Origin of the sequence: Leucobacter muris (assembly GCF_004028235.1) — a bacterium.
GTDB lineage: Bacteria > Actinomycetota > Actinomycetes > Actinomycetales > Microbacteriaceae > Leucobacter > Leucobacter muris.
The window spans coordinates 414,811-428,152 of the sequence record NZ_CP035037.1; the positions used below are offsets into that span (position 1 = coordinate 414,811).

13 protein-coding genes are annotated in these 13,342 nt (G+C 68.1%); 12 read left to right on the forward strand and 1 reads right to left on the reverse strand.

From position 1 onward, the window contains the following. Window positions 1-75 precede the first annotated feature (75 nt). The 12 genes from Leucomu_RS01850 to Leucomu_RS01905 all read left to right on the forward strand — a co-directional run bounded on the left by Leucomu_RS01850 (window position 76) and on the right by Leucomu_RS01905 (window position 12,781). On the forward strand, window positions 76-1,557 hold the full coding sequence (locus Leucomu_RS01850) for a 4-hydroxyphenylacetate 3-hydroxylase family protein (RefSeq protein ID WP_228407196.1): 1,482 nt from the start codon (window positions 76-78) through the stop codon (window positions 1,555-1,557). Continuing rightward, window positions 1,554-2,822 carry an amidohydrolase family protein gene (locus Leucomu_RS01855; RefSeq protein WP_128386162.1) on the forward strand — a complete coding sequence of 423 codons (1,269 nt, stop codon included), beginning with the start codon at window positions 1,554-1,556 and terminating at the stop codon, window positions 2,820-2,822. The genes Leucomu_RS01850 and Leucomu_RS01855 overlap by 4 nt, the downstream gene beginning before the upstream one ends. After that, window positions 2,815-3,921 (forward strand): L-2-amino-thiazoline-4-carboxylic acid hydrolase, encoded by a 1,107-nt coding sequence (locus Leucomu_RS01860; RefSeq protein WP_128386163.1) that lies wholly within the window; start codon window positions 2,815-2,817, stop codon window positions 3,919-3,921. Before Leucomu_RS01855 ends, Leucomu_RS01860 begins: the two co-directional genes overlap by 8 nt. Next, entirely contained in the window at window positions 3,918-5,051 is a 1,134-nt protein-coding gene (locus Leucomu_RS01865) for an amidohydrolase (protein ID WP_128386164.1), read from the forward strand. Before Leucomu_RS01860 ends, Leucomu_RS01865 begins: the two co-directional genes overlap by 4 nt. A gap of 244 nt (window positions 5,052-5,295) precedes the next feature. Next, on the forward strand, window positions 5,296-6,384 hold the full coding sequence (locus tag Leucomu_RS01870) for an ABC transporter substrate-binding protein (RefSeq protein WP_128386165.1): 1,089 nt from the start codon (window positions 5,296-5,298) through the stop codon (window positions 6,382-6,384). A gap of 45 nt (window positions 6,385-6,429) precedes the next feature. After that, window positions 6,430-7,257 carry an ABC transporter permease gene (locus tag Leucomu_RS01875; RefSeq protein ID WP_164884491.1) on the forward strand — a complete coding sequence of 276 codons (828 nt, stop codon included), beginning with the start codon at window positions 6,430-6,432 and terminating at the stop codon, window positions 7,255-7,257. Further along, window positions 7,258-8,049: an ABC transporter permease gene (locus tag Leucomu_RS01880; RefSeq protein ID WP_128386167.1), complete on the forward strand. Its 792-nt coding sequence runs from the start codon at window positions 7,258-7,260 to the stop codon at window positions 8,047-8,049. After that, the gene (locus Leucomu_RS01885; RefSeq protein ID WP_128386168.1) at window positions 8,046-9,125 is read left to right on the forward strand and encodes an ABC transporter ATP-binding protein; all 1,080 of its coding nucleotides are present in this window, start codon (window positions 8,046-8,048) and stop codon (window positions 9,123-9,125) included. Before Leucomu_RS01880 ends, Leucomu_RS01885 begins: the two co-directional genes overlap by 4 nt. 14 nt (window positions 9,126-9,139) lie before the next feature. Continuing rightward, on the forward strand, window positions 9,140-10,078 hold the full coding sequence (locus tag Leucomu_RS01890; protein ID WP_128386169.1) for a LysR family transcriptional regulator: 939 nt from the start codon (window positions 9,140-9,142) through the stop codon (window positions 10,076-10,078). A gap of 14 nt (window positions 10,079-10,092) precedes the next feature. Beyond that, window positions 10,093-10,881 carry an alpha/beta fold hydrolase gene (locus tag Leucomu_RS01895; protein WP_128386170.1) on the forward strand — a complete coding sequence of 263 codons (789 nt, stop codon included), beginning with the start codon at window positions 10,093-10,095 and terminating at the stop codon, window positions 10,879-10,881. Beyond that, window positions 10,878-11,870, forward strand: a complete 993-nt coding sequence (locus Leucomu_RS01900) for a D-2-hydroxyacid dehydrogenase (RefSeq protein ID WP_164884492.1) — start codon at window positions 10,878-10,880, stop codon at window positions 11,868-11,870. Before Leucomu_RS01895 ends, Leucomu_RS01900 begins: the two co-directional genes overlap by 4 nt. Continuing rightward, on the forward strand, window positions 11,867-12,781 hold the full coding sequence (locus Leucomu_RS01905) for an alcohol dehydrogenase catalytic domain-containing protein (RefSeq protein WP_128386172.1): 915 nt from the start codon (window positions 11,867-11,869) through the stop codon (window positions 12,779-12,781). Before Leucomu_RS01900 ends, Leucomu_RS01905 begins: the two co-directional genes overlap by 4 nt. A gap of 16 nt (window positions 12,782-12,797) precedes the next feature. On the opposite strand, the gene Leucomu_RS01910 is transcribed toward Leucomu_RS01905, so the two are convergent. After that, the gene (locus Leucomu_RS01910) at window positions 12,798-13,070 is read right to left on the reverse strand and encodes a mycoredoxin (protein WP_128386173.1); all 273 of its coding nucleotides are present in this window, start codon (window positions 13,068-13,070) and stop codon (window positions 12,798-12,800) included. Window positions 13,071-13,342 lie beyond the last annotated feature (272 nt).

The following is a 13,342-nucleotide window of genomic DNA, read 5'->3' on the forward strand; positions in this document are numbered from 1 at the left end:
TGCGGCGGGGCGCGCCGACAGCGACCCGAACCCCGAGAACGAGACGACGCTCTCTCAGAACACAAGGAGAAATCAATGACGATGCGAACGGGCAGCGACTACCTCGAGTCCATTCGAGACGGTCGCGAAGTCTGGATCGAGGGGGAGCGCGTGCGGGACGTGACGAAGCACCCGGCCCTCGCCCCGATCATCCAGGCGCGCGCCGATGTCTACGACATGGTGCGGGGTGACGAGGACCGGCTGCGAGAGAACCCGTCGGCCCCGGTCGCGCTGGCGAAGACGGATCAGGACGGGGAAGCCCGGAACACGCTTCTGGTGCGCCCTCGGCAGAAGGAGGACTGGTACGCGAAGTGGGAGGCGCACGACGAGATCTCGAGGCGGGTCGGCGGGCTGTTCTCGCGGCTCGGCGATGACAACCTGGGCGAGATGTGGTCGGTGACCGACGAGCGGGAACGGTTGGAGGGCCTCGACAACGCGTTCGTCGACAACGTCGAGCGGCACCTGCGCGCGATCGAGACCAGCGATGTCTATCACGTCTCCGCCAACACCGACCCGAAGGGGGATCGCTCCAAGAACCCGAAGGATCAGGATCCCGACATGCTCCTGCACGTCGTCAAGGAGACCGACCGCGGCATCGTCGTGCGCGGGGCGAAGTTCGAGACGGCCTCCCTCTACGCGAACCAGGCGTTCGTGAAGCCGACGATCACGAACTGGGGGGACGCGACGCTGTCGCCCTACGCAGTCGGGTTCGTCGTGCAGATGAACGCGCCCGGCCTCAAACACATCTGCAGGACGACGTTCACGGATGCGGGCAAAGCCGCCGACTATCCGCTCAGCAGCCGCCTCGACGAGGTCGAAGCGCTCATGATCTTCGACGACGTGGAGATCCCGTGGGAGGACGTGTTCTTCTACGAGAACACCCGCGCCGCCCTCATCGTGCGCAGTTCGATCCATCGCTACGCGTCGTTCTCGATGCTGCTGCGTCTGCTGAAGTCCGCGGAGCTGCTGCTCGGCATCTCCCATCTCAACGTCGAGCAGACGGGGCTCCACCGTCAGCAGGCGGTCATGGAGAAGCTGTCGATCCTCGCCTCCTATCACGAGTCGATCCGCTCCCACTTGATCGCCGCGATCGAATCGGGATCGGTGAGCGGCTCGGGACTCTGGGTGCCGCATCAGTCGATGCTGTTCTCGGGCCGCTACAGCGCGGTTCGCGACCTTCCCGGCATGATGCACATCGCCCGCGAGCTCACCGGCGGCCAGATAGCGCTGACCCCCGACAGCAAGAGCTTCGAACAGCCGGAGATCGCCCCGTACCTGGAGAAGTACTTCGGGCTGTCGGAGGAGTGGCCGGGGGAGGATCGGCGGCGTCTGCTGGCGCTCGCGCGCGACTTCCTGAACTCGGGGTATGCCGGTCACAAGCTCTCGTTCCAGCTGTTCTCGCAGGCGCCGCCGTTCGCGCACCTCGCGGCGATCTTCAACTCGTTCGATTTCGAGCCGTCGAAGAGCTTCACCCGCCAGTGCGCTCGCATCGGCGAGGAGGCCCGGGGGTCGGCATGATCGCGCATGAGGGATCGAGCGGGGCGGGCGACCTCGACATCGTGGGCATCGGCGAGCTGCACCGGGTCTCGGACCGGGGCTCTCCGCGCCGCGGGAGCCGTGAGCAGGCGAACACCAGCCCCGTGCGGGACGCGGTCGTCTCGATCAGGGGCGGCAGGGTCGTCGCCGCCGGGCACCGCTCGGAGGTGCCGCTCGGCGGCGACGCCCGGGTCATCGACGCCGGAGGCGGTGTCGTGACCCCCGGGCTGGTCGAATCGCACGCGCATCCCCTGTTCGCGGGCAACCGGTCCCACGAGTACACGAGACGCCTGCGGGGCCTCCCCGCGAGCATCATCGGCGACGACGAGAGCGGCGGCATCAAGTACACCGTGCGGAGGACGCGGGAGGCCGACGGCGAGTTCCTGGCCGAGCGGCTCACGCGCTTCCTGGACGCGGCTGCCGACTCGGGCGTCACCACCTGCGAGGTGAAGGGCGGCTACGGCCTCGAGCTGGAGGAGGAGCGGCGTCACCTGGAGATCATCTCCCGAGTCGCCGCGCGCCACGAGGTGCGCGTCGTGCCGACCTTCGCCGCCGCGCACGACGTGCCGGCGGGGATGGGCGCCGACGCGCACGCGGAGGATGTCGCGTCGCGGATGCTCCCGCTCATCGCGAGTCTGTTCCCGGCCGCGCTGAACGATGTCACGTGCGAGCGCGGGGTGCTCACTCCTCACCAGGCCGAACTCGTGCTGCACGCCGCACGGCTGGCCGGTCTCCGCAGCATCGTGCACGCCGACGCGTTCGCAGATTCGGGCGGGTGGGGCACCGCGGTCAGAGCCGAGGCGCTTTCGGCGCACCACCTCACGTACACCCCGGAGGACGTCATCTCCCGCCACGCCGGGGTGCGCACGGTCGCGACGGTGCTGCCGATGGCCGAACTGGTCTACCTGACGGATCGCCGAGCTCCAGCGCGCGCGTTCATCGACCACTCGGTGCCCCTCGCGGTCGCCACCGACTACTGCTCGTCGATCGGGGCGTCCTCCCTGCTCCGCACCATGCTGCTCGCAGCCCCGTGGTTCGGCCTGGACCCCGCGGAGACGCTCGTGGCCGCCACGTTGAACGCGGCCTACGCGATCGGGGCGAGCGACCGCTGCGGCTCGATCGACCCCGGGAAGAGCGGAGACCTCGTGATCTTCGCCGAGCGCACGCTCGATGACGTGTTCTGGGCCGAACCCGTGCCGCCGACCGTCGTCAGAGCCGGACACATCGTGAGGAGCCATCATGGATGAGATCGAAGCCGCCAGGAAGGGCGCGCCGGAGGATGAGCACTACTCGCCAGTGAACGACGGCGGTGCGGAGCGACGGATCCTCGCCCGGTGCCTGCAGGCCAGCTCGCGACTCTACATGTTCTTCGCGAGGCAGACGCTCGAGGATGCGGGGTCGGAGGGTGAGACAGCGGTGCGTGAGAGCGTTCGCCGGTACGGGGAGTGGCGGGGGACCGAGATGCGCGAGGCGCACATCTCGCTCGGCGAGCCCGTCAACGTGGAGACGCTGATGCGCAACTGGGACAGTGCGAGCACCTACGTCGCGAAGGACGAGGTGCAGGACCAGGGATCCTACGCTCCGCACGACGTGCGCTTCGACGTGACCTACTGCCCGGCCGCGCTCTCCTGGAAGGAGGACGGGTTCCATCGCTGGGGGCACGTGTACTGCGACGAGTTCCACCAGGCCGCGGCGAGCGCCTACCACCCCGACGCGATGGTCACCATCCCGATCAACATGATGAAGGGCGATGATCGCTGCGCGTTCCGATGGGTGATGCCGAATCGCGACGAGGGCGATCTGTCGCCGAGGCCCCCGGAGGAGCGCAGCGAGCTCGGTGATGAGCTCTCCCGTCTCTACACGAGGACGAGCGACGAGAGCGAGGGGATGCGACTTGCGCTCACGCGCACCAACCGCCTGCTCGGCGGTCGCTATCAGACCTTCGTCCAGGCGCTCGAGGCCCGCCTGCCTCCGGAACGGGTGCGGCTCGTCGTCGAGCGGGCGCTGGAGCGCTGGTCGGCGGATCGGGGGAGCCGGCTCCGCCAGTGGTTCCGGCAGCGCGGCGAACCGGATCCGTCGGGCGCGATCGCTTGGCGCGAGCTGGATCTCGCGCCGGGTTTCACCTGGGAGGCCCGGCTGCGGGAGAAGGATCGTAGGCTGCTGAGCGCGGAGATCCTCTCGACGCCGCTGGACGACGTGTGGTTCACGTACGGGTTCGGGGCCTGGGCCGACCTCTTCTGGCGGACCTCGTTCCCCGCACTGTTCCGAGCCGTCTACCCGGGGAGCGACGTGTCGGTCGAGACCGATGCCGACGGAGCGCTTCGAGGGTTGCAGGTCGGTCGATGACCGCGCTCGAGACGGCGGTCATCGAGGCCGTCGACCGCCTGGCCGCCGACATCGAGCACCTGGCCGTCCTGATCGGGGGCAACCCGGAACTGGGCTATCGAGAGCACGGCGCGGTCGCGGCGATCACGGACCTCCTCGACGAGCACGGGGAGGCGGTGGAGACCGGCGTCGCCGGGATGCAGACCGCGTTCCGCGCGGGGGCCCCGGCTGACGAGCGTCCGGTGGCGATCCTCGCCGAGTACGACGCCCTTCCCGAGATCGGTCACGCCTGCGGTCACCACATCATCGCGGCATCGGCGGTGGGCGCGTTCCTCGCGCTGCGCGCCGCGCGCCCCGACCTCCCGGTCGTGCTGCTCGGCTGCCCGGCCGAGGAGAGCACCGTGCCGAGAGCGGGAGGCAAGATCAGGCTCCTCGACGCGGGGCTGTTCGAAGAGGTGTCCGCGGCGATCATGGTCCACCCGTACGAGACCTCGGGCGTCGTGCGAGAAGGGGCGCTCGCCGCGAGGGGGTTCGATCTCGTGTTCACCGGACGGGCGGCCCACGCCGCAATGGCTCCGGAGGACGGCGTGAACGCGCTCGATGCGGCCGTGCTCGCGTACACCGGGGTATCGCATCTGAGGCAGCAGCTTCCGTCAGACGTGCGCGTGCACGGCATCATCGCGGACGGGGGGAGGTCGCCGAATGTGATTCCGGATCGCGCCGCTCTGAGATATCGCATCAGAAGCCCGGATCTGCAGACGCTCGAGGGTGTTTCCGCCCGCGTGCTCAGCTGCGCCGAGGGGGCCGCGCTCGCTGCCTCGGCGGAACTCGCCGTCGATGAGTTCATGCCTCCCTACGCCGAGATCCGCCAGGATCCGGGCCTGGCCCGAATCGCGGAGCGGGTGATGGAGCATCTCGCGGTCGATACGACGGGAGCGCGGCATCTGCGATTCGGCTCCTCCGATTTCGGGAACGTGAGTCACCGGGTGCCCTCGCTCGAGATCGGCATCGGCATCGGCACGCCGGGTGCGAAGCCCCACACCGTCGCCTTCCGCGAGGCCGCGCTCTCCGCGGAGGGGATCGCGTCGTCGGTGCTCGGCGCGAAGGCGCTGGCGCTGACGATCTGCCGGCACCGAGCCGCGGGCGCCTGAGCCGCTGCTGAGGAACGGGCCAGAGAGGAGTGCGACCCGAAGGACCAGAGCGAGTACATATCTCGACCCTGCGACTGCGGCTCGGGGAGGACCCGGCTGCGCACCATCAGCGAAAAAATCAATGCGATTCCACCGTTGAGTCGATTTTGTTGATGTAGTGGATTGTATAGCGTCACAGTCGTACGGGTCTCCACACCGATTTTCGAACCATCGTAGGTTTTCCACTCACACAAGGACGTGTCTCATGAAGAACCCCACCCACTCACCATCGAAACGGCTGAGCCGCCCGCTCGCGGGCGCAGTGCTGCTCTCCGGCATCGCCGTCCTGCTCGCTGCCTGCTCGTCGGGCGCTTCCGGCGGAGGAGGCGAGGGCTCTCCCGATGCGCTCACCACCGTCGGATACGGCGGCGCGGTCGACGAGGCCTCGTACGAGGCCATCGGCGCGCCCTTCGGCGAGGAGTTCGGCGTCGAGGTGCTGCCGGACTCGCCGCTCGACTACTCGAAGATCAAGGCCCAGGTCGACGCCGACAACGTCAGCTGGGACGTCGTGAAGGTCGAGCCGTACTGGGCCATCCAGAACTGCGGCACCTATCTCGAGCCGATCGACACGTCGCGGATCGAGAACATCGACCAGCTGCCCGAGGAGGCAGTGCTCGAGTGCGGGGTGCCGCTCGACATCTTCGGTTTCGTGATGGTCTACGACCACGATGTCTTCTCGGAGTCGGCGCCGACGAGCTGGGCCGATTTCTTCGACGTCGAGAAGTACCCGGGCAAACGGGCGATCTGGAACTTCCCGAGCGGCATGGCGCTCGAAGCCGCGCTGCTCGCGGACGGTGTGCCCGCCGATGAGCTCTACCCGCTCGACATCGACCGGGCGCTCGCGAAGCTCGACACCATTCGGGACCACCTCGTCTTCTACGACACCGGTGCACTGCAGACGGAGCAGATCGAGAGCGGGGAGGTGGTGATGTCGATCGCCTGGAGTGCGCGCATGGTGGACGCGCTCCGCAACGACGCGCCGTTCTCCGCGGTGTGGGACGACCACTTCATCCTGTACGACACGCTGTCGATCGTGAAGGGGAGCCAGGCCGCCGATCTGGCGCACGACTACCTGAACTTCGCGGTGCAGACCCCTCAGCAGGAGCGTTTCGCCGAGCTCATGCCGTACGCTCCGGCGAATCTCGAGGCGAAACCGCAGCTCGACGAGTTCGCGAAGCTGATGGATCTGAACGCGCCGGACGTCGCGCAGAAGGCGATCCTCATCGATCAGCAGTGGTACGCGGATCACTTCGACGAGCTGTCCGGCATCTGGACGAAATGGAGCGTCGGGTAAATGACGGCCATGAGAACCAGCCGGGTGCCGAGGAGGACGTTCCGGATGCCCGGCTGGGTTCTCCTCGTGGCACCGGTGCTGGCGATCCTGCTCGCGCTCTACGTGCTGCCGGTGGCGAGCATCTTCACTGAGTCGTTCCTCGTGGACGGCAAGGTGTCACTCGGCAACTACACCGGTTTCTTCGGCACCGAGCAGTACGTGGGCATCCTGCTGCGCACCTTTCTCTTCGCGCTCGTGGCTACCCTGCTCTGCGGCGTGCTGGCCTACCCCTACGCCTTTCTCCTCACGCGGGTCACGGGCCGTCTGAAGATCGTCCTCGTCGCGCTCGTGCTCGTGCCGTTCTGGACGAGCATGCTCGCGCGAACCTACGCGTGGCTCGTGCTGCTGCAGGACAACGGGCCGGTGCAGGCGTTCCTGCAGAGCCTCGGCATCACGGTACCGCTCCTGCGCAGTCCGGCCGGTGTGCTCATCGGCATGGTGCAGATCCTGCTGCCCTTCATGGTGCTGCCGCTCTACAACACCATGTCCGGGATCGACCGCCGCCTCCTCCACGCCGCCGAGACCCTCGGCGCGAACAAGCTGAAGGCGTTCGTGAAGGTGTACTTCCCGCTCTCCCTGCCGGGGCTGATGTCGGGCGGCATCATCGTCTACGTGCTGTCGCTCGGCTTCTACGTGACGCCGGCGATCCTCGGATCGCCGCAGACCTCGCTGCTGTCGCAGCTCATCGTGCAGGAGATCTCGCAGCGGCTCGACTGGGGCAGCGCGGGCGCGATGTCCGTGATCCTCGTGGTGCTCACACTCGCGTTCCTCGCCCTCGCGGCCAGGTTCTTGAACCTGCGGAGCATCTTCTCGAATTCGGAAGGGGATCGATAGATGTCCAGGCGTTCATACATCGTGCTCGGCATCCTCGTGGTGCTCATCGCCGTCTTTCTCGTCCTGCCCGGGCTGACCGTCATCCCGATGTCGTTCAACGGAGCGCGCACGATGCGCTTCCCGCCCGAGACGTGGAGCCTCACCTGGTACGAGAACTTCTTCACGAACCGGGTGTGGGTGCGCTCCCTCATGAGCTCGCTGCTGGTGGCGTTCCTCGCCGCGGTGCTCGCGACGATCGCCGGCACCTGCGCCGCGTTCGCGCTCGTGAGGCACCGGTTCCGCGGCAAGTCCCTGGTCGCGGGACTCCTGCTCGCCCCGCTCGCCACCCCCGTCGTGATCCTCGGTCTCGGGGACTACGCCCTGTTCCTCAAATGGGGGATCACGGGCACCCCGCTCGGTTTCGTGCTCGCCTACACCGTCATCTCCATCCCCTACGTGGTGATCACGGTGTCTGCGGTGCTCGTGGGCATCCAGCGCGAGTTCGAACTGGCGGCCTCTGTGCTGGGAGCCTCCAAGCCGTCGGTGTTCTTCAAGATCACGCTCCCGCTGCTGCTGCCCGGGGTGCTCGCCGGGTTCCTGTTCGCCTTCGTCACCGCGTTCGACGAGACCGTGATCGCGATCTTCCTGAGCGAACCCCGGTTCCGCACGCTGCCGGTGACCATGTACTCGTCGATGACGCGCGAGGTCGACCCGACCATCGCGTCGGCCTCCGCAATCATCATGCTGATGACCACAGCCGTGCTCGTGCTGTACGTCGTCGCGACTCGGAAGAAGAAAGGTGCTTCGGCATGACATCATCAGGAGCCCAGGTCGAGCTGGTGTCGATCTCCAAGAGCTTCAAGAGCTCGGGAACCGCGGTCGCGTCGGTCGACTTGAACATCGGAGCCGGAGAGTTCGTGACGCTTCTGGGCCCGAGCGGTTCGGGGAAGACGACCACTCTCAACATGATCGCCGGCTTCATCGACCCCGACGAGGGGTCGGTGCGACTCGACGGCGTCGACGTCGTGTCGACGCCCGTGCACAAGCGGGACATCGGCATGGTGTTCCAGCAGTTCTCCCTCTTCCCCCATATGACCGTGGGTGAGAACATCGCGTTCCCGCTGAAGGAGAGGGGCATGAAGCGCGCTCAGGTCGCCGAGGCGGTCGAGAGCGTGCTCGAGAAGGTGAATCTGGCGGGGTACGCGAACCGCAAACCGCAGGAGCTGTCGGGCGGCCAGCAGCAGAGGGCCGCCATAGCGCGGGCCATCGTGTTCGGCCCGCGGCTCCTGCTCATGGACGAGCCGCTCAGCGCGCTCGACAAGAAGCTCCGCGAGCATCTGCAGCTCGAGATCAAGCGCATCCAGCGCGATCTCGGCGTCACCTGCGTCTTCGTGACCCACGACCAGGAGGAGGCGCTGCTGCTCTCCGACCGGATCGTCGTCTTCAACGAGGGGGAGGTGGTGCAGGTGGGCACCCCCGCGGAGGTGTACGCGCATCCCTCGGAGCGCTTCGTGGCGGAGTTCCTCGGAGACTCGAACCTCTTCGACGGCACGCTCGGCACCGACGACGACGGTGCGCGAACGCTCGGGTGCGACGAGGGGGTCTTCCCCGTCGCCACCGGGCATGCGGATGGAGCGGCCTGCCTGCTGCTGCGTCCGGAAGTCATCGAGCTCTCCCCGAGCCGGACGGCCGGAGTGCGGCCGCAGATCCGCTGCGTCGTCGAGGACAGCGACTACTTCGGCCCGGTCACGAAGTACTGGGTGAGGTCGGAGACCGGGCGCATGCTCCACGTGCGCCAGACGCAGGATCCCGAGAGCTTTCTCCCGGTGGGCGCTGAGGTGTTCCTCTCCTGGGATCCGGCGCGCGGCCACATCCTGGCCGGGCAGTGACGGGAGGGCCCATCATGTCCAACGGAGACTTCACGCTCAAGCAGCTCGGCTACTTCCTGGCGGTGGCCCGCTACGGCTCGGTGACGGCGGCCGCGAACGCGGTCGACCTTTCGCAGTCGGCCATGTCGAACGCGATCGCGGAGCTGGAGCGCAGCCTCGGGGTCCAGCTCCTCGTGAGGCAGGTGGCGCGCGGAATGTTCCTCACCGCCGCGGGTGAGCTGCTCGTCGCCAAGGCCAGCCGGCTGCTCGAGGACGCGGAGGAGGTGTCGGCGCAGGTGAGATCGAGTTCGATGCTGTTGAAGGGGCCGCTGCGCATCGGCTGCTACACCTCTCTCGTGTCGACCGTGCTCTCGGCGGTGCTGCCCGGATACATGAGGCGGTTCCCGGACGTGGAGGTGGAGCTGCGAGAGGGATCGGAGGACGAGCTGCTCTCGTGGCTGCGCACCGGAGAGTGCGACCTGCTCATCACCTATCGTGTGGATCTTCCCGCTGACGTGACCTTCACGCCGATCGTCACCCTGCGCTCGTACGTGCTGGTCTCAGCCGAGCACCCCATCACGCGGTCGAGCGAGAGGGCGCTCCGCGAGCTCGCGGACACCCCCTTCATCATGCTGGATCTTCCCCCCTCGGCCGAGTTCTTCCACGGGATCCTGAATCTCGTCGGAATCAGCAAGAGTCCGAGGATCCGCACGCGGAGCACGGATGTGGTGCGCGCGCTGGTGGCCGAGAACCTGGGCTTCACCATCCTGACCCAGCCGAGGCTCGGACTGAAGGACGACCACCTGACCGGCCGCCTCCGGGCCTTCCACCTCGAGGAAGAGGTGCCGACGGTCGACGTCGGACTCGCCAGGCTGGCGTCCCACGTGCCCACCCGGCGCGCCACCGAGTTCCAGAGGGTGCTCGAAGCCGTGCTCCCCGAGCAGCTCACCGCCTCGGAAGAGCTGTTCATCTGATCAGTGAGGAGTTCATGATGCTGCAGGAAGGTTTCTCAGCGGGATACGTCGATTCGGCGAACGGTCCCGTCCACTATCTCGAGCACGGCGACGGCCGGCCGATACTGATGCTCCATCAGGGAGGGAGCTCGTCCCGCGAGTTCGTGTCGATCGCCCGGCGCCTCGACGGCTGGCGAGCGGTGATGCCGGACATTCCGGACCACGGCAACTCGGCGGAGTGCGACGAACCCTCGATCGAGCGGTACGCGGCGAGCATCCGCGACCTGGTCGACGCACTGGGAATCAGCCGGCTCGTGCTCTTCGGGCACCACTTCGGCGGCGTCGTCGCCGCGGAACTCGCGGTGCTGCTCGGCAGCCGCGTCGAGCACCTGATCCTCTCGAACACCCCCTATGTCGACGAGCATGCGCGCGGCCTCCGGAAGGGCGAGGCGCCGAGGTCGTACGTCGCGACGAGGGACGACGGATCGCATCTGACGGAGCTGTGGGCATCGCGTATGGGGCTGTATGGGGGCGACGCCGCCCTCTCGAACCGCTTCATCGCCGAGAACCTGCTGCTGGGCGAGCGAGTGGAGCGGGCCCACGCCGCCGTCGCCGCCTACCGGATGGAGGACCGGTTCCCGGAGTATGCGGGAGGACTCACCTTCATACACGGGGCCGCCGATCCGTACATCTCCATCGAGATCGAGCACGCCCTCGACCGCTACCGGCCCGACCGGCTCGTCACCCTCCCCCGGGGAGGCGTGGCGCTCGTCGACCAGTGCGACGACGACGTCGCGGCCGTCATCAGGGAGACGGCGCGGTGACGGGGACACCGAGAGGCGTCGACACCGAGACGAGTGTGCTGCTGCTCGTGCAGCATGAACCGCCGCCCGACCTCGACGAGCTCCGGAGGCTGTGCAGAGTCGAGATCGGCGAGGGCGCACGTCTGCGCGAGCAGCTGACCGAGCACCGCGTCCTCTACATCTGGGACTACTTCTGGGATCGGCAGACGGACGAGCTCCGCGAGGCGTGGCCGGACCACGCGGCGATCGAGTGGGCGCACATCGCCAATGTCGGCGTCGACAAGATCGACTTCCCCGAGCTGCGCTCGAGCCTACGGCTGTTGAGCAACGCCGCAGGCGTCTACGAGCGTCCGATCGCCGAGTACGTCCTCGCGGCGCACCTCTTCTTCGCGAAACGGCTGCGCCGCATCGACTCCCTGCAACGAGCGCGCACCTGGCACCGGATCGAGACGCGACCGATAGCGGGCGGCGTCGCGACGATCGTCGGGGCGGGGCCGATCGGGCGCGAGATCGCCCGACTGCTCGAAGCCGTGGGGATGGGCGTGCGCCTCGTGGGACGGACGGCCCGGACGGAGCCGGGCGGACTCCGCATCGCCGCCGCCGCCGAACTCGCGGATCTCGCGGCCGAGTCCGACCTGCTCGTGCTCGCCGCACCGCTCACCGATGAGACCCGCCACATGACCGGTGCGGAGGAGCTGCGGGCACTCGGCGACCGCGGGGTGCTCGTGAACGTGGGGCGCGGCGAACTCGTCGACGACACGGCGCTCACCGCCGCGCTCGCCTCGCGGAGCATCGCCGGTGCCGCGCTCGACGTCTTCTCGGAAGAGCCGCTCGCGGCGCGGTCGCCGTACTGGGGTTACGACAACTGCCTGGTCTCGTCGCACCTCTCCGGGGCCGTTGACGGGTGGAAGTCCCGTCTCGCGGGCGTCTTCAGCGAGAACCTCCGTCGATTTGTCGGCGACGAGCAGCTCGAGAACCTCGTCCCGTCCCGCCGCGGAGCGTCGTCGTGAAACGCGTCGCGATCGTGGACGGCGGCGCGCGGCTCATCGAGGCTCGGGCGCCCGGGGATCCTCCGCCCGGCGGTGTGCTCGTGCGCGTGCGCTTCGCGGCGTTCAACGGACTCGACTCGCTGCGGGGGCGGACGACGCCGGAAGCGGTCATCGGTCTCGAATTCTCCGGAACCGTCGTGCGCGCGGGGCCCGGGGTCGCCGCTCTCGCACCCGGCGACGAGGTGATGGGGCTCGTGCCCGCCGGGGCCCTCGCGGAGTACGTCGTTGCACCGAGCTCGACGGTGATCAGACGTCCCGCCTGGCTCGACCCCGGCACGGCCGGGGGCGCGCTCCAGATGCTCACGATCGGCTGGGACGCGGTCGATCAGCTCGAGCCCGGAGCAGACCAGACGGTCCTCGTGCGAGGCGCCAACACGATGATCGGCGCGTGCGCGGTCGAACTGCTGCGCGAACGCGGTTGCCGCGTCCTCGGCATCGTCCGCACGCGTCGAGCGGAGTTGGATCGGGCGGACGAGACCGTGACAGAGGCTCCTCCCGAGTGGCGGGGCTCGGTCGATCGCCTGTTCGAGTGCGTGGGGCCGGGCTTCCTCTCCGAGGATCTGGATCTTCTGCGGGAGGCCGGGCGCCTGCTGCTGCTCGGCGGCATGGGAGAGAGCGCGGTGACCCTCGATGCGTTGCCGCTGATGCAGAAACGGCTCCGCATCGTCGGCACCACCTTCAACTCGCGCCCCGAGGCCGACAAGCAGCGCATCATCGCAGCGGTCGAACGCGAGATGCTGCCGCGGCTCCGACGAGGAGCGGTCGCAGTGCCCGTCGCGACGGTGCAACCGGCGAGCGCCGCAGCCGAGGCGTTCGAACGGTTTCAGGCCGGCGCCGGGGGCAAGGTCGTGCTCGCGTTCGCCGGAGGCTGAGCCGCGGGGGCCGCGGCTACAGCCCGAGCGCCGCCTTGACGTCGTTCAGCGACGGATTGGTGGCGGTCGTGCCGTCGGGGTACACCACCGTGGGCACCGTCTGGTTGCCGCCGTTGACCTGCTCGACGAGCTCGGGGGTGCCCGGGGTGCGCTCGATGTCGACCTCGCTGTACCCGATGCCGGTCTTGTCGAGCATCAGCTTCAGCCGTTTGCAGTAGCCGCACCACTCGGTCGAGAACATGGTGATGGTGCCCGCCTCGGGCACGTAGTCGGTCAGCGCTGCGCTCATGTTCCGCTCCTCGCTCGTGATGCGATCCCGGGCTCAGCCTACTCGCGCGACCTCCGAGCCCGCCGGGTGCGGCGAGCCCCGCGAGGGGAGGGAGGACTATGGCCGGGCCGACGGATCGACGGGCCTTCCGAACGCCAGGTGAACGGGCGGTGAACTTCGGCCCCTGGCTTGACCTGTGCTGGGCGAGGTGAAACCATAATGTACGGCGCGCGCGGTGTGCCGATGTCCTCGGAACAAACTGTGAACATCGGGTGTCTTCGCGGGTGATCCAA